This window comes from Terrabacter lapilli, assembly GCF_039531305.1.
GTDB lineage: Bacteria > Actinomycetota > Actinomycetes > Actinomycetales > Dermatophilaceae > Terrabacter > Terrabacter lapilli.
In genome coordinates this window covers 45,583-61,604 of record NZ_BAAAPU010000009.1, presented here as the reverse complement: position 1 = coordinate 61,604, position 16,022 = coordinate 45,583, and the positions used below count along the sequence as shown (strand labels likewise).

Genomic DNA, 16,022 nt, shown 5'->3' with positions numbered 1-16,022 from the left:
CCCCCCTGGCTGGGGACGGCGCGCGCGTGGTCGTCACCGGCTCGGGCGCCTCCCACCCGGACACCTCCCACCCGCACGCCGTGGGCGCCGCCCCCTCCGAAGGGCAGGTCCCCGACGTGCTCGTCACGGGCGTGACCCTCGACAGCCGTGCCGTGGTGCCGGGGGACCTGTATGCCGCCCTGCCGGGCTTCAACGTCCATGGCGCTCGGTTCGCCGCCGACGCCGTCGCCGCCGGCGCCGCAGCGGTGCTGACCGACGCCGCCGGCGAGGCCGAGCTGGGCAGCTCGTCCGACGCTGCCACCGAGGCTGCCACCGACGGCCCACCGGTGCCGGTGCTCGTCGCGCGCGACCCCCGTGGTGTCCTCGGCGAGCTGGCGGCCCACGTCTACGGCCAGCCCTCCCACAGCCTGACCATGGTCGGGATCACCGGCACCAACGGCAAGACCACCACCGCCTACCTCGTCGAGTCCGCGCTGCGCGCCCACGGGCAGCGCACCGGCCTCATCGGCACGGTCGAGACCCGCATCGGCGACGAGGCGATCGAGTCGGTGCGCACGACCCCCGAGGCCCCGGACCTGCACGCCCTCCTGGCGGTCATGGTCGAGCGTGGCCTCGACGCGTGCGTCATGGAGGTCTCCAGCCACGCCCTGCAGCTGCACCGGGTCGACGGCGTCGTCTACGACGTCGCGCTCTTCACGAACCTCTCGCAGGACCACCTCGACTTCCACCCCTCGATGGAGGACTACTTCGCCGCCAAGGCGTCCCTGTTCACGCCACATCGGTCGCGCGCGGCGATCGTCTGCGTCGACGACGACTGGGGTCGCCGGCTGGCGAGCGAGGCGACCGTCCCCGTGACGACGCTGGCCACCAGCCCCGCAGCAGCCGAGGGCGCCGACTGGGTGGTGGAGCCGGGCGAGGCCGGCGGCTTCACGCTCCGCGAGCGCTCCGGCGCGGCCGCGCTCTCTCTCGTCTCCCACCTGCCGGGCGGGTTCAACGTCGCCAACACCGCCCTGGCGGCCCTGGCGCTGCTGCGCCTCGGCGTCGAGCCCCACGACGTCGAGGCGGCCATGGCGTCGGCACCCGACGTGCCCGGCCGGATGCAGGTCGTGTCGCCGGGTGGCCCGCAGGGCCCTCGCTGCGTCGTGGACTTCGCACACACCCCCGACGCGGTCGAGGCCGCGCTCGCCGCCCTGCGGCCCTCCACGCCGGGCCGGCTCATCGCGGTGCTCGGCGCCGGCGGTGACCGCGACCGCGGCAAGCGCCCTGCCATGGGAGCCGCCGCGGCTCGGCAGGCCGACGTCGTCGTCGTGACCGACGACAACCCGCGCTCGGAGGAGCCCGCCGAGATCCGGTCCGCCGTCGCCGCGGGCGCCCGAGAGGCGGTCGGTTCCGGAACCGCCCGGGCGAGCCAGATCATCGACGGCGGCACACGCTCGAACGCCATCGCCGAGGCCATCGCCCTGGCGGTCGTGGCCGCCGGCAAGGACCGCCCTGTCGACACCGTCGTGGTGCTCGGCAAGGGGCACGAGAAGGGTCAGGAGATCCACGGAGTGAAGTACCCGTTCGACGACCGCGACGCCGTGCGCGCCGCGCTCGCAGCCGTCAGCTCGCCGACGCCGCTGGAGGCCACGTCGTGATCCCCATGTCCCTCAGCGAGATCCGAGACCTCACCGGCGGCGTCGTGCACGGCACCGACACCCCGGAGGCCGTGCTCGTCGACGCCGCCGTCACCACCGACTCGCGCGAGTGCGAGCCGGGCAGCCTCTACGTCGCCCGCGTCGGCGAGGTCGCCGACGGCCACGACTTCGTCGCCGCAGCCGTGCAGGCCGGTGCAGTCGCCGCCCTCACCTCCCGGGTGGTCGAGGGCGTCCCCTGCGTCGTCGTCGACGACGTCCAGACCGCGTTCGGGCAGCTGGCGCGTGGGGTCGTGGACCGGGCACCCGAGCTGCGCATCGTCGGCATCACCGGCTCCTCCGGCAAGACGAGCGTCAAGGACCTCCTCGCCTCCGTGCTCTCGTCGGTCGCCGAGACCGTCGCACCCGTCAACTCGCTCAACGGCGAGATCGGCGTGCCCCTGACGGTCTGCCGGGTCACCCCGACGACCCGCTTCCTCGTGGCCGAGATGGGCGCCCGCGGCGTCGGGCACATCGACTACCTGACGCGCATCGCGCCGCCACAGGTCGCGATCGTCCTCAACGTCGGCAGCGCCCACCTCGGCGAGTTCGGGTCCCGCGAGAACATCGCCCGCGCCAAGTCCGAGCTGCCGCGCGCCGTCCCCGCCGAGGGCCTGTCGATCCTCAACGCCGACGACCCGCTCGTCGCCGCCATGGCCTCGGGCCTGCGCTCCCGGGTGCAGCTCGTGGGGCTGGCCCCCGAGGCGGACGTCCGCGCCGAGGACGTGACGCTCGACGAGCGCGGCAGGGCGGCATACGTCCTCGTCTGCCCGCAGGGCCGGGCGCGCGTCACCCTGCGCCAGAGCGGCGCACACCACGTGGGCAACTCGCTGGCCGTCGCTGCCGCGGCGCTCGAGCTCGGGCTCTCGGTCGACCAGGTCGTCGCCGGGCTCGGCGCGGCCGAGGCGGCCAGTCGCTGGCGGATGGAGATCACCGACCGGCCCGACGGCGTGGTCGTCGTCAACGACGCCTACAACGCCAACCCGCACTCGATGCGGGCCGCCCTCGACGCCGTCACCGCGATGCACGTCACGGGGGAGCGGTGGGCCGTCCTCGGCGGCATGCTCGAGCTCGGCGCCGACAGCGAGGCCGAGCACGCCTCCGTCGGGGCGTATGCCGCGTCGCTCGGACTCGACCACCTCGTGGCCGTGGGCGAGGGGGCCCGGCCGCTCGGGGAGGCCTTCCCCGGGGCCGAGTGGGTGCCCGACACCGACGCCGCCTACGAGCTCCTCGCCACCCGCCTGCGACCCGGCGACCTGGTCGTGCTCAAGTCGAGCCGCGACAGCGGGCTGCGGTGGCTCGGCGACCGGCTCGCCGCCGACGGGGGACCGGGCGAGCCGCCGAGCCCGAGCCCGAGCCCGAGCCCGAGCCGGGACGCCGACGCGCAGGCGGTCACGCGGTGAAGGGTGTCCTGCTGGCAGCCTCCATCTCGCTGCTCATCTCGTTGTTCGGCACCCCGGTGTTCATCAAGTTCCTCGTCAAGCGCGGTTACGGCCAGTTCATCCGCGACGACGGTCCCACCTCGCACCACACCAAGCGCGGCACGCCCACCATGGGTGGCGCGGTGATCATCGCGGCGATGCTGGGCGCCTACTTCCTCGCGCACCTCTTCACCCTGGTGCCGCCGACGGCAAGCGGCGTCCTCGTGCTGTTCCTCGCCGCCGGGCTCGGGTTCGTCGGCTTCCTCGACGACTTCATCAAGATCAGCAAGCAGCGCAGCCTCGGCCTCCGCTCGAAACAGAAGCTGGTCGGCCAGGCGCTCGTCGGCATCATCTTCGCCGGCCTGGCGCTGCAGTTCCCCAACGAGCAGTACCGCACCCCGGCGTCACTGCTCGTCTCGTTCGTCCGCGACACCAACATCAGCCTGGCGCTCGGCGGCAGCACCGTCGTCGGCGTCATCCTCTTCGTCATCTTCGCCAACGTCATGATCGCCGGGGCCTCCAACGGTGTGAACCTGACCGACGGTCTCGACGGCCTGGCCACCGGCGTCTCGACGATGGTGTTCGGCGCCTACGTCCTCATCAGCATCTGGACCTTCAACCAGAACTGCCAGACCAACCCGGGCATCAAGTGCTACGAGGTGCGCGACTCCCACGACCTGGCGCTGGTGGCCGCGGCCGGCATGGGAGCCTGCTTCGGCTTCCTCTGGTGGAACGCCACCCCCGCCAAGATCTTCATGGGCGACACCGGGTCGCTCGCGCTCGGAGGCGCACTTGCGGGCCTCGCGATCATGACCCACACCGAGCTGCTCCTCATCATCCTCGGCGGCATGTTCGTCCTCGAGACCCTCTCCGTCGTCGCCCAGGTCGCCTCCTTCAAGACCACTGGCAAACGGGTCCTGCGGATGGCACCGTTGCACCATCACTTCGAGATGGTCGGCTGGAACGAGGTGACCGTCGTGGTGCGCTTCTGGATCGTCGCCGGGCTCTTCGCCGCCTTCGGCCTCGGCGTCTTCTACGCCGAGTGGGTGGTGGGTTCGCAGTGACCTACGACCCGCTCTACGAACCTCGCGAGGGGCTCACCCACCGCGACGCCGACTGGTCCGGGCTGCACGTCCTCGTCGTCGGGCTCGGCGTGTCGGGCTTCGCCGCCGCCGACGCCCTCGCCGACCGGGGCGCGCACGTGGTCGCCGTCTCTCGCGACGAGACCGACGCCATCCGCGAGCGGGCGACGATCCTCGAGATCCTCGACGTCGACGTGCGGATCGGTCCCGAGCACGTCGTCGCGCCGCCACCGGGCACCGAGCTCGTCGTCACCTCGCCCGGAGTCCCGCCCCACGACCCGCTGATGCTCGCGGCCGCAGCGGCCGGCACACCTGTCTGGGGAGAGGTCGAGCTCGCCTGGCGCATGCGCGCCAGGGAGGGCGCGGCCCCGTGGCTCACCGTCACCGGCACCAACGGCAAGACGACGACGGTCAACATGCTCGCCTCGATCCTGCGGCACGCGGGCCTCCGGGCCACGGCCGCGGGCAACGTCGGCACGCCGCTGCTCGAGGCCGTCCTGCACCCCGAGCCCTACGACGTGCTCGCCGTCGAGCTGTCGAGCTTCCAGCTGCACTGGCAGCGCTCGATCTCGGCCGTCGCGTCGGCGGTGCTCAACGTCGCGCCCGACCACATCGACTGGCACGGCAGCTACGAGGAGTACCTCCGGGCCAAGGGCAAGATCTACGAGAACACCCACCTGGCCTGCATCTACAACGTCGCCGACATCCAGACCGAGCAGCTCGTCATGGAGGCCAACGTCGTCGAGGGCTGCCGCGCCATCGGCTTCACCACCGGCATCCCCGCGCCCTCCATGGTGGGCGTCGTCGAGGACGTCCTCGCCGACCGCGCGTTCGTCGAGCAGCGGCAACGCTCGGCGGCCGAGCTCTGCACCATCGCGGACCTGCAGGGCGACGCGCCCTCGGTGGCGCCGCACTACCTCGCCAACGCCCTGGCCGCCGCGGCGCTCGCGCGTGCGTACGGGGTCGGTCCCATCGCCGTGCGCGACGGCCTGCGGGCCTTCCGCCCCGACCGGCACCGCATCGCCGAGGTCGCCACGGTCAGGGGCGTCCGCTTCGTCAACGACTCCAAGGCCACCAACCCGCACGCCGCCGCGGCGGCGATCCGGTCGTTCGACTCGGTCGTCTGGGTCGCCGGCGGGCTGCTCAAGGGCGCCGACGTCGACAGCCTCGTGCAGGAGATGGCCGGGCGGCTGAGGGGTGTCGTGCTGCTCGGGGCCGACCGCGACCAGATCGCCCAGGCCCTTTCCCGACACGCCCCGGATGTGCCGGTCGTCGACGTGGCCGAGACGGACACTGGGGTCATGGACCGCGTCGTGAGGGAGGCCGCCCGCCTCGCCCAGCCGGGCGACGTCGTGCTGCTCGCCCCCGCCGCCGCCTCGATGGACATGTTCACCAACTACGGGGCTCGCGGCGACGCCTTCGAGGAGGCGGTCCGGCGGCACCGGGAGGCGCACGGAGGGCTCGAGTGAGCGCGACGACCGCCGGTCCCAAGGCCGGTGCCAGCGGCACCGGCTCGGGCACGTCCGGGACCCCCCAGGGGCACCGGCCCCTGGCCGTCATCGGCAAGCTCGAGTCGCCGCTGACGACCTACTACCTCCTCCTCGGGGTCACCGCGACGCTCGTCGTCTTCGGTCTCGTCATGGTCTTCTCCGCCTCGAGCGTCGAGGCCCTCCTCGCCGACGAGGCGTCGTATGCCGTGTTCGTGCGCCAGCTGCTCTTCGCGGTCGTCGGCGCGGTCGCCGCAGGCTTCGCCAGCCGCCTCGACGTGCGGTGGTGGAAGCGGCTGGCGGCACCGACGATGGTGGTCTCGGTGCTCCTGCTCGCCGCGGTCATCCCGCTCGGCCGCACCGTCAACGGCAACCGCAACTGGCTCGCGGTGGGGCCGATCCAGTTCCAGCCCTCCGAGTTCGCCAAGCTCGGGCTGGTGCTGGTGGGTGCGGTCGTCTTCGCCAACAAGTCCTCGCGGATGGGCAGCCTCGTGCACGTCGCCGTGCCCTACCTCGCCCCGATCGCCCTCGTGGTGCTCGGGCTGGTGCTGGCCGGCCACGACCTCGGCACGGCCCTGGTCCTGCTCGTCATCATCGCCTCCGTGCTGCTCGTCGCCGGGGCCCCCAAGCGCGTCTTCGCCATGGCCGGTGGTCTCGCGGTCATCGGCGTGGCCCTGATGGTGACCGGCAGCAGCAACCGCACCAGCCGCATCGCCAACTGGCTCAACCCGGCCTGCCAGGCCGACCCCGACGGCTGGTGCGGACAGTCCGTGCACGGCATGTACGCCCTCGCCGACGGTGGCTGGTGGGGCGTGGGGCTCGGTGCCTCCAAGGAGAAGTGGGAGTGGCTCTCCGAGGCGCACAACGACTTCATCTTCGCCATCATCGGCGAGGAGCTGGGCCTGCCGGGCACCCTGCTGATCCTCGCGCTGTTCGCGATCCTCGCGTGGGCCTGCTTCCGGCTCGTGACCCGCACCCAGGACCGCTTCGTGCGGATCGCCGGGTTCGGCATCATGGCCTGGCTGCTCGGCCAGGCGATCATCAACATCGGCGCCGTCATCGGGCTCTTCCCGGTCATCGGTGTCCCGCTCCCGCTCGTCTCGTCCGGCGGGTCGTCGCTCGTCACCACCCTGGTGGCCCTCGGCATCCTGCTGTCCTTCGCCCGCAACGAGCCCGGCTGCAAGGCGCTGCTCGACGCGCGCCCCAGCCTCGTCCGCAGGTCCCTCGCGGTGCTGCCCGCCCGGGTCCGCTCCGTGCCGCAACGTCGTAGAAGTCGGTGATCCCGCTGTCCTCGCCCACCTCCGTCCTGCTCGCAGGGGGAGGGAGTGCCGGCCATGTGTCCCCGCTCCTGGCCCTCGCCGACGCCCTGCGGCGCCGCCACCCCGACCTGCGCGTGACCGCCCTCGGGACCGAGCAGGGACTCGAGGCGCGCCTCGTCCCGGAGCGCGGCTACGACCTGCGGTTCGTCCCGAAGGTCCCGCTGCCGCGGCGGCCGAGCAGCGACCTGCTCCGCCTGCCCGGGCGCCTCAAGGCCGCCGTCGACGCTGCCGGAGCCGCCATCGACGAGACCGGCGCCGAGGTCGTCGTCGGCTTCGGTGGCTACGTCAGCACGCCCGCCTACCTGGCCGCCCGCCGGAGGCACGTGCCGATCGTCGTCCACGAGCAGAACACGCGAGCGGGGCTCGCCAACCGCCTCGGGGCGCGGTGGGCCAGCGCCGTGGCCACCACGTTCGCCGGCACCGTGCTGCCCGGGGCCCAACGCGTGGGCATGCCGTTGCGTCGTGAGGTCGCGACGCTCGACCGGGCCGCGTCGCGCCCGGAGGCCCTCGAGCACTTCGGCCTCGAGGCACAGTGGCCGACCCTCCTCGTCACCGGCGGCTCGCTCGGTGCGCAGCGGCTCAACGACGCGTTCCGCAGCCGCGTGGCGGCCCTCAGCGGTGCGGGTGTCCAGGTGCTCCACATCACCGGTCTGGGCAAGGAGTTCGCCGTGACGCCTCCCGAGACGGGCGCCCCCTACGTCGTCGTCCCGTACGCCGACCGCATGGAGCTCGCGTATGCCGCCGCCGACCTCGTTGTGGCCCGCGCGGGTGCCAACACCGTCTGCGAGCTCACGGCCGTGGGCCTGCCGGCCGTCTACGTCCCGCTGCCGATCGGCAACGGGGAGCAGCGGCTCAACGCTGCTGAGGTCGTCGCCGCCGGCGGCGGGCTCGTCGTCGACGACGCGGCCTTCACCCCCGAGTGGATCGACGCCGAGCTGCTGCCCCTGGCCACCGACGGCGAGCGGGTGGCCCGGATGGCCACCGCTGCCCGGGCCCTCGGCGAACCCGCCGCCGACGAGACGCTCGCCGACCTCGTCGACCGGGCTGCACGAGACAGGAACCACCCGTGACCCGGTCCCCGCGCACTCCCAGCGTCGATGACCCCTTCGCCGCGGCGCGCTTCGACTTCACCGCGCCCGTGCCCAGGGCCGACGAGCTCGGGCACGTGCACTTCCTCGCGATCGGCGGAGCCGGGATGTCCGGTGTCGCCCGCATCATGCTCGCCCGCGGCATCCGCGTGACCGGGAGCGACGCGAAGGACGTCCCGGTCCTCAAGGCGCTCGAGAGCGAGGGCGCCGGCGTGTGGGTCGGGTTCGACGAGGCGCACCAGGAGCGCGCGGACGCGGTCGTCATGAGCTCCTCCATCCGCGACGACAACGTCGAGCTGGTCGCCGCGCGCGAGCGCGGGGTGCCGGTACTGCACCGGGCCCAGGGCCTGGCCTCCCTGATGCACGGCCGCCGCCCGGTCGCGGTGGCGGGTGCCAACGGCAAGACCACGACCACCTCGATGCTGACGGTCGCCCTGCAGGGCTGTGGGCTCGACCCGTCCTTCGCCGTGGGTGGCGAGCTGGCCAAGCACGGCACGAACGCCCACGACGGTGCCGACGACGTCTTCGTCGTCGAGGCCGACGAGAGCGACGGGTCGTTCGTCGTCTACCGCCCCGAGGTGGCAGTCGTGACGAACGTGCAGCCGGACCACCTCGACTTCTACTCGAACTTCAAGGTTGTGCAGGCCGCCTACGACACCTTCGTCGGCACGATCCGGCCGGGCGGCCTGCTCGTGACCTGCGCCGACGACCCGGGCGCCGTGGAGCTGGCCCAGCGGGCGCGGTCCAGGGGCACGCGGGTGCTGACGTACGGCTTCGACCCCACGGCCGACGTCGTGCTCCGCGACTACCAGCAGGACGGCGTCACCGCGGCGGTCACGGTCATCGACGTCGCGGTCGAGCGGCAGATGACCCTCGGTGTGCCGGGACGCCACAACGCGCTCAACGCCGCCGCCGCCTATGCCGCAGCCGTGCACGGGCTCGGGCAGGAGCCCGACCGCGTCCTGGCGGGACTGGCCTCCTTCACGGGCACCCGGCGCCGCTTCGAGCCGAAGGGGGAGGCAGCGGGCGTGGTCGTCGTGGACGACTACGCGCACAACGCCGGCAAGGTGGCGGCCGTCGTCCAGACCGCCAAGGAGCTCGTCGGCGACAGCGGCCGGCTCCTGGTCGTCTTCCAGCCCCACCTCTACAGCCGCACCCGCGACTTCGCGGCGGAGCTCGGCTCCGGGCTCTCGCCGGCCGACGTCGTGGTCGTCATGGACGTGTACGCGGCCCGCGAGGACCCCCTCCCGGGCGTCTCGGGAGCCTTGGTGGCCGATGCCGTCAGCTCGGCACGGCCGGCGGCGGAGGTGCACTACGTGCCGTCCTGGTCCGACGTGGCCGGGCAGGTCGTCGCACTCGCGAGGCCGGGCGACCTCGTCCTGACCGTGGGCGCCGGCGACGTGACGATGGTGGGCCCGGAGGTGCTGCGGCTCCTCGGAGGGGAGCGACCGTGATGCTCGAGCAGGGCGGGTCCCGCCGCCGCCTCGCGGGGACCGGGCTCGCCTCCTCCCGCAGCAGGTTCGAGCGCCGCGCGGCCGCGGCCCGGCGCCGACCGCGCCTCCTGGCTGCCGTCCTCGGTGGGGTCGTCGTGCTCGCCGGCGTGCTCGTCTGGGTGGGGTGGTTCAGCAGCGTCCTGACGGCCTCGAAGGTGGAGGTCAGGGGTGTGAGTGCAGCGGCCTCGGCGCAGGTGCGCACCGTCGCCAGGGTGCCCCTCGGTGGACCCCTCCTGCAGGTGGACACCGACGCCATCACCCAGCGCCTGCGCGCCGGCAAGGCGTGGGGTGAGGTGTCGGTCAGCCGGGCGCTGCCCGACACCGTCGTCATCTCGGTCCGTCCCCGCGTCGCGGTGCTGGCGGTGCGCAACCCTCAAGGTGAGGTGGACGTCGTGGATCGTGACGGCGTCGCCTTCCGCACGGTCGACAAGCCGCCCTCGGACGTGCCTCTCGTCAGCTCGGGAGCGGCGCAGGTGACCAAGGAGGGGGTCGATGCGGCACTCCAGGCCCTCGGGTCGCTCGAGCCCGCGTTGCGCGCGAAGGTGTCGGGGGTCTCGGTGTCGGCCGCCGACCAGGTCTCGTTCACGGTCAGGCCCGAGCGGCAGCAGCCGAAGACCGTCGTGTGGGGCGGCGCGGGAGACGGTCCGCGCAAGGCGGAGCTGGTCAAGATCCTGCTGCCGGAGCCGGGATCGACGATCGACGTCAGCGTCCCCTCCTCGCCCGTGACCCGGTGAGGGTCACCGACGATGAATTCATCGCATCTCGGGCGTGCAACCCCGACATCCCGGACCTTTCGGCCCCGTGGGAGGCTGGTCCGCGGTGGCCTCGACGGTTGCCCCTGGGGCGGATGGTGCTCGTGAGGTATGACCTGCGCAAATGCGGGAATCCTCCGGACGACACGCCGCGCCGTGGGTTGATCGGCCCTGCGGCTCGTCATACCGTCGGGGCACTGGTTCGTGACCAAACTGTAACCTTTAGGTCTACGTTTAAGGTTTGAGGGTTTACAGGCTCGGGGACGAGCCGCACCAGCCAGACCTCAGCCAGCTCTCCATCGGGCGCGCACCACGCCCGCCCGTCCCCAGCCCACCCGCAGCACGGCACCACCAGTCAGGAAGGCCCACTCTCGTGGCAGCAGCACCGCAGAACTACTTGGCCGTCATCAAGGTCGTCGGCATCGGCGGCGGCGGCGTCAATGCCATCAATCGCATGATCGAGGTCGGCCTCAAGGGCGTCGAGTTCATCGCCATCAACACCGACGCGCAGGCGCTGCTCATGAGCGACGCCGACGTCAAGCTCGACGTGGGTCGTGAGCTGACCCGCGGTCTCGGAGCCGGCGCCGACCCCGAGGTCGGCAAGAAGGCCGCCGAGGACCACGCGGAGGAGATCGAGGAGGTCCTCAAGGGCGCCGACATGGTCTTCGTCACCGCCGGCGAGGGTGGCGGCACCGGCACCGGCGGCGCGCCGGTCGTCGCTCGCATCGCCCGCGGTCTCGGCGCCCTGACGATCGGTGTCGTCACGCGCCCGTTCACCTTCGAGGGTCGTCGCCGCGCCAACCAGGCCGAGTCCGGCATCGGCAGCCTCCGCGAGGAGGTCGACACCCTGATCGTCATCCCCAACGACCGGCTCCTGTCGATCAGCGACCGCAACGTCTCGATGATGGACGCCTTCCGCTCGGCCGACCAGGTGCTGCTGTCCGGTGTGCAGGGCATCACCGACCTCATCACCACCCCGGGCCTGATCAACCTGGACTTCGCCGACGTCAAGTCGGTCATGCAGGGCGCCGGCTCCGCTCTCATGGGCATCGGCTCCGCGCGCGGTGAGGACCGTGCGGTCCAGGCCGCGGAGCTCGCCATCAGCAGCCCGCTGCTCGAGGCCTCCATCGACGGCGCGCACGGCGTGCTGCTCTCGATCCAGGGCGGCTCGGACCTCGGCCTGTTCGAGATCAACGAGGCGGCGCGCCTGGTGCAGGAGGCGGCCCACCCCGAGGCCAACATCATCTTCGGTGCCGTCATCGACGACGCGCTCGGCGACGAGGTGCGCGTCACCGTCATCGCGGCGGGCTTCGACGGCGGGGGGCCCAGCCAGCGCCACGACGAGCGGGCCCTGGGTCACGTCGTCGGCCGGTCGCAGCAGCCGGCGCAGGCCCAGCAGCGGTCGGCCGTCCCTCAGCAGGCTCCCCACCAGAACGGCCAGGCGCAGCACCCGGGTGGGCAGCCGCAGCACGCCCAGCCCCAGCAGCCCGCCCACCGGCCGGCCCAGCAGCTGCCCACCCAGCAGCCGGCGGTGCCGGCCCAGCAGCCGCAGCACCAGCAGCAGGTCCAGCAGCAGCCGGTGCCCCAGCACCAGCAGGTGCAGCACCAGCAGGTGCCGCAGCACCAGCCGCCGGTGCAGCAGCCGCCTCGCCAGGTGACCTTCGACGAGGGCGACGAGCTCGACGTCCCCGACTTCCTCAAGTAGTCGGGACGCGCCCGGGCCGGGCGCCCCGACAGGCACTCCCAGGACGGGCGGGAGACGCAGCGGCGTCTCCCGCCCGTCGGCGTCCCCGGGCTCCGGATGGCGCCGCACCCTCGCGGTGGGGGCCAATCGTCCCGGGGTTTAGGTTGGTCCCCGTGTTCTACTGGCGCGCCACCCACACCCCCTCGCGCGGCGTCGGTGCCGTGGAGCTGGCCTTCACCGGCCGGTCGGCAGGCCGGGGGAGCGGACCGTATGCCGGCCTCAACCTCGGCGGCCACGTGGGCGACGACCCCGCCGACGTCGAGGCGAACAGGGAGGTCCTTGCCAGGCAGGTCGGCGTGACGCGCGAGCGCCTGCTGTTCCTCGACCAGGTGCACGGCTGCGACGTCGTCGAGGTGCGCGGCCCCTGGCAGGGCGACGTGCCCGCGGCGGACGCGTTCGTCACCCGCGCAGGCGACCTCGCCCTGGCAGTCCTCGTCGCGGACTGCGTGCCGGTGCTGCTTCACGACGGTGACGGCGGAGTGGTCGGGGCCGTCCACGCCGGACGGCCGGGCATGGTCGCCGGCATCGTGCCCCGCTCGGTCCGCGCCATGCGCGACCTCGGGGCGAAGGACATCGCCGCCACCGTCGGCCCCTCGGTGTGCGGCCGGTGCTACGAGGTGCCGCAGGACATGGCGATGAAGGCGGCGCGCACGTCCCCGAGCGCCGCAGCCCGCTCGTGGACCGGGACGACCGCCATCGACGTCGCAGCAGGCGTCGTCGAGCAGCTCGCGGCAGAGGGTGTCCCGGTCCAGTGGGTGCCGGGGTGCACGCGCGAGACGGCAGACCTCTACTCCTACCGGCGCGACGGCCGAACGGGCCGGTTCGCCGGGGTCGTGGCCCGTCGGGCGGTGACGGCGTGAGCAGCGACGAACAGCGGCGGCTCGGGCAGCTGCGCGACAACCTCGCGGCCGTGCACGAGCGCATCGCGCGCGGCTGTGCCGACGCCGGTCGTGACCCGGCCGAGGTGACCCTCGTCGTCGTGACGAAGTTCTTCCCCGCATCCGACGTCCTGCTGCTCCACCGGCTCGGCGTGCGCCACTTCGGCGAGAACCGCGACCAGGAGGCGGCCCAGAAGTTCGGTGAGGTGCGCGCGGCGCTCTCCCACGCCGGGGAGCAGGAGCCCGTGCTCCACTTCATCGGTCAGCTGCAGAGCAACAAGGCGGGGCACGTCGCGGCCTACGCGGACGTGGTGCAGTCGGTCGACCGCCCCAAGCTCGTCACCGCGCTGGCCAAGGGCGCCCACGCCCACGACCGGCGGCTGCTCGTGCTGCTCCAGGTGAGCCTCGACGGCGAGACCTCCCGCGGGGGTGCCCTGCCCGAGGAGCTCGACGCCTTGGCCGACGCCGTCGCTGCGGAGGACCTGCTGGACCTGCGAGGCGTCATGGCCGTCGCGCCGCTCGGAGCCGACCCCGACGCGTCCTTCGCGCGCCTGCGAGAGGTGGCGGACGGCATACGCTCCCGGCACCCCGGTGCGACCTGGGTCTCGGCGGGGATGAGCGGCGACCTCGAGGCCGGGCTGCGCCACGGAGCGACACACCTGCGTGTCGGAACCGCAATCCTCGGTTCACGCCCGTCACTTCTGTAACGTCGGCGGGGATCACAATTCGACGTTCTGGGAGTTGGCCATGGCAGGGGCACTGCGCAAGACGATGGTGTACCTCGGACTCAGCGAGGAGGACCAGCGTCATGACCGTTACGACGACTACGACGCCTACGACGAGTCCGACCGCTACGACGACGAGAGCGAGCACACCGCGGCCGTGACCCAGTTGCCCACCAAGCGCCCCGTGGCCGCCGTCGTGCGCGACGTCGAGGTCGGCTCGCTCAACCGCATCACGACCATCCACCCGCGCACCTACAACGAGGCCAAGAACATCGGCGAGTGGTTCCGTGACCAGGTGCCGGTCATCATGAACCTCAGCGACATGGACGACGCCGACGCCAAGCGTCTCGTCGACTTCGCCGCGGGACTCGTCTTCGGGCTGCACGGCACGATCGAGCGGGTCACCTCCAAGGTCTTCCTTCTCTCGCCCGCCCACGTCGAGATCTCCGCCGACGAGCCCGAGCCGCCGGCTGCCTCCGCGCGCGGCTTCTTCAACCAGAGCTGAGGTTCCCGTCCTGCACGTCGGGGAGCGATCCGGAGCGGTTGCGCGGTGCCACGTTTCGTTCCGGCGTGAAGATCAGGGACACTGACGACCATGGATGTGTTCTGGACGATCTACGGGGTGGTCGTCTTCACCTTCTTCCTCGCCCTCATCGCACGCTTCATCCTCGACTGGGTGCAGGTGCTGGCCCGGTCCTGGCGGCCGTCGGGGCTCGTCCTCGTCCTGGCCGAGGCGGTCTACACCGTCACCGACCCGCCGCTGCGGGCGCTGCGCAAGGTGATCCCGTCGCCCAACATCGGTGGGGTCAGGCTCGACCTCAGCTTCCTCGTCCTGATGCTGCTGACCTCTCTCGCCCTGAACGTGCCCAACTACTTCTGAGCGCCACTCCTGCCCACCAGCGGCGCGACTGCCCGGATCCGACCCGCTGACGTCCACTTGAGCAACGCCCGACCCGGCGGACGTTGCTTTGGTCGCCGACCACGTCGTTGGATAGCGTTGACCCGAATCATTACGTCTGCATCGAGGTGACCCATGGCGCTAACGCCGGAACAGGTGCTCAACAAGCACTTCCAGACCACGCAGTTTCGTCGTGGCTACGAGGAGCGGGACGTTGACGACTTCCTCGACGAGATCGTCGCCGAGATGCGTTCGCTCATCGAGCAGCGTGACGACTACCTGAAGCAGCTCAACGACTGCCGGGCGAGCAAGAACCAGGGTGCCGTACGCGCCGACGCCCCGACCGCGGCGATGCCGGCGGTCGCACGCCCTGGTGACGAGGCCAGGCTCGGCGGGCTCACCGCGAAGATCCAGGATGCAGAGCGTGCCTTCAAGGCGGCCAGCGAACGCGCCGCCAAGGCGAAGTCCGAGGCCGACAACGCCGAGCGTGTCGCCAAGGAGCGCATCGAGCGGGCCAAGGCCGAGGCCGAGCGGGCCGAGGCGACTGCCAAGGCGGCCGTCGACTCCCAGGCCCTCGACGACGCGCAGGCCAAGCTCAACGCCCTCAAGTCCCAGGTCGCCGACGCCGAGGCGCAGCTGGCCAAGGTCCAGGAGAACGCCCGCGCCGCCGAGGAGCGGGCTGCTCGCGCCCAGGCCGACGCCGAGGCCGCAGAGGCCGAGGCCGCCCGCCTGCGCGAGGAGTCCGCGAAGGCCCCCGCCGCCGCACCGGCTGCGCCGGCCGCTGACGCGGTCCCCGCTGCCACGGCCGGCAATCTCGACGCCGCCGGTGTCATCGCCCTCGCCCAGCGCCTGCACGACGAGCACGTCGCAGCCGGCGAGAGCCGCCGCGACGAGCTCATCTCGGAGGCCGAGAACCGCCACCGCGAGATGCTCGAGGCTGCCCAGGCGCGTCACGACGAGCTGGTCAACGCCGCCCAGAGCCGGCACGACGAGCTCATCCACACCGGCCAGAGCCGCCACGACCAGGCCACCCAGGAGGCCGAGCGCATCGCCGCCGAGGCTGCAGCGCAACGCGACCAGATGATCGCGGAGGCCACCTCGCAGCGCGACCAGATGATCGCCGAGGCGACGTCCCAGCGCGACCAGATGATCGCCGAGGCCACCACGCGCCGCGACGAGATGCTCACCGAGGCCCGCGAACGAGCCACCGGCATGGTCGCGGAGGCGCAGCAGAAGAAGGCCGCCGTCCTCGAGGAGCTGGACAAGCAGAAGGGCCTGCTCGACCGCAAGATCGCCGAGCTGCGGGGCTTCGAGAAGAACTACCGCTCCAACCTCAAGTCCTACATCGAGACCCAGCTGCACGACCTCGACTCCAGCGCCCAGGAGCCGGCCCACGCCGGCGCCGGTGAGGGCAACCAGGGCTGAGGCGCGCCTCGACAGACGCACCAGGCCGCCCGGACCA

Annotated in this window: 14 protein-coding genes; all 14 read left to right on the top strand. The window is 72.4% G+C overall.

Annotation, left to right across the window (positions count from 1 at the left end):
* The first annotated feature begins 26 nt into the window (after window positions 1-26).
* The 14 genes from ABD241_RS15215 to ABD241_RS15150 all read left to right on the top strand — a co-directional run bounded on the left by ABD241_RS15215 (window position 27) and on the right by ABD241_RS15150 (window position 15,985).
* The gene (locus ABD241_RS15215; protein WP_344064367.1) at window positions 27-1,637 is read left to right on the top strand and encodes a UDP-N-acetylmuramoyl-L-alanyl-D-glutamate--2,6-diaminopimelate ligase; all 1,611 of its coding nucleotides are present in this window, start codon (window positions 27-29) and stop codon (window positions 1,635-1,637) included.
* Complete coding sequence (locus ABD241_RS15210; RefSeq protein WP_344064364.1) at window positions 1,634-3,076, top strand: UDP-N-acetylmuramoyl-tripeptide--D-alanyl-D-alanine ligase; 1,443 nt, start codon at window positions 1,634-1,636, stop codon at window positions 3,074-3,076. Before ABD241_RS15215 ends, ABD241_RS15210 begins: the two co-directional genes overlap by 4 nt.
* Window positions 3,073-4,158 (top strand): phospho-N-acetylmuramoyl-pentapeptide-transferase, encoded by a 1,086-nt coding sequence (gene mraY / locus ABD241_RS15205; protein ID WP_344064360.1) that lies wholly within the window; start codon window positions 3,073-3,075, stop codon window positions 4,156-4,158. Before ABD241_RS15210 ends, mraY begins: the two co-directional genes overlap by 4 nt.
* Complete coding sequence (gene murD / locus ABD241_RS15200) at window positions 4,155-5,645, top strand: UDP-N-acetylmuramoyl-L-alanine--D-glutamate ligase (RefSeq protein ID WP_344064357.1); 1,491 nt, start codon at window positions 4,155-4,157, stop codon at window positions 5,643-5,645. Before mraY ends, murD begins: the two co-directional genes overlap by 4 nt.
* Window positions 5,642-6,943, top strand: coding sequence for a putative lipid II flippase FtsW (gene ftsW, locus ABD241_RS15195; protein WP_344064354.1), 1,302 nt, complete (start codon window positions 5,642-5,644; stop codon window positions 6,941-6,943). Before murD ends, ftsW begins: the two co-directional genes overlap by 4 nt.
* Complete coding sequence (murG, locus tag ABD241_RS15190) at window positions 6,940-8,052, top strand: undecaprenyldiphospho-muramoylpentapeptide beta-N-acetylglucosaminyltransferase (protein ID WP_344064351.1); 1,113 nt, start codon at window positions 6,940-6,942, stop codon at window positions 8,050-8,052. The genes ftsW and murG overlap by 4 nt, the downstream gene beginning before the upstream one ends.
* Window positions 8,049-9,524 (top strand): UDP-N-acetylmuramate--L-alanine ligase, encoded by a 1,476-nt coding sequence (murC, locus tag ABD241_RS15185; RefSeq protein WP_344064348.1) that lies wholly within the window; start codon window positions 8,049-8,051, stop codon window positions 9,522-9,524. The genes murG and murC overlap by 4 nt, the downstream gene beginning before the upstream one ends.
* Entirely contained in the window at window positions 9,524-10,297 is a 774-nt protein-coding gene (locus ABD241_RS15180; protein WP_344065313.1) for a cell division protein FtsQ/DivIB, read from the top strand. Before murC ends, ABD241_RS15180 begins: the two co-directional genes overlap by 1 nt.
* Window positions 10,298-10,688: 391 nt before the next feature.
* Window positions 10,689-12,020: a cell division protein FtsZ gene (gene ftsZ / locus ABD241_RS15175; RefSeq protein WP_344064345.1), complete on the top strand. Its 1,332-nt coding sequence runs from the start codon at window positions 10,689-10,691 to the stop codon at window positions 12,018-12,020.
* Window positions 12,021-12,172: 152 nt separating this feature from the next.
* Window positions 12,173-12,919: a peptidoglycan editing factor PgeF gene (gene pgeF / locus ABD241_RS15170; RefSeq protein WP_344064341.1), complete on the top strand. Its 747-nt coding sequence runs from the start codon at window positions 12,173-12,175 to the stop codon at window positions 12,917-12,919.
* A complete protein-coding gene (locus ABD241_RS15165) occupies window positions 12,916-13,644 on the top strand; it encodes a YggS family pyridoxal phosphate-dependent enzyme (protein ID WP_344064339.1) in 729 nt (242 codons plus the stop codon). The genes pgeF and ABD241_RS15165 overlap by 4 nt, the downstream gene beginning before the upstream one ends.
* 40 nt (window positions 13,645-13,684) lie before the next feature.
* Complete coding sequence (locus tag ABD241_RS15160; RefSeq protein WP_344064337.1) at window positions 13,685-14,167, top strand: cell division protein SepF; 483 nt, start codon at window positions 13,685-13,687, stop codon at window positions 14,165-14,167.
* A gap of 90 nt (window positions 14,168-14,257) precedes the next feature.
* On the top strand, window positions 14,258-14,542 hold the full coding sequence (locus ABD241_RS15155) for a YggT family protein (RefSeq protein ID WP_142186395.1): 285 nt from the start codon (window positions 14,258-14,260) through the stop codon (window positions 14,540-14,542).
* A 153-nt stretch (window positions 14,543-14,695) separates the two neighbouring features.
* On the top strand, window positions 14,696-15,985 hold the full coding sequence (locus tag ABD241_RS15150) for a DivIVA domain-containing protein (protein ID WP_344064334.1): 1,290 nt from the start codon (window positions 14,696-14,698) through the stop codon (window positions 15,983-15,985).
* The last annotated feature ends 37 nt before the right edge of the window (window positions 15,986-16,022 follow it).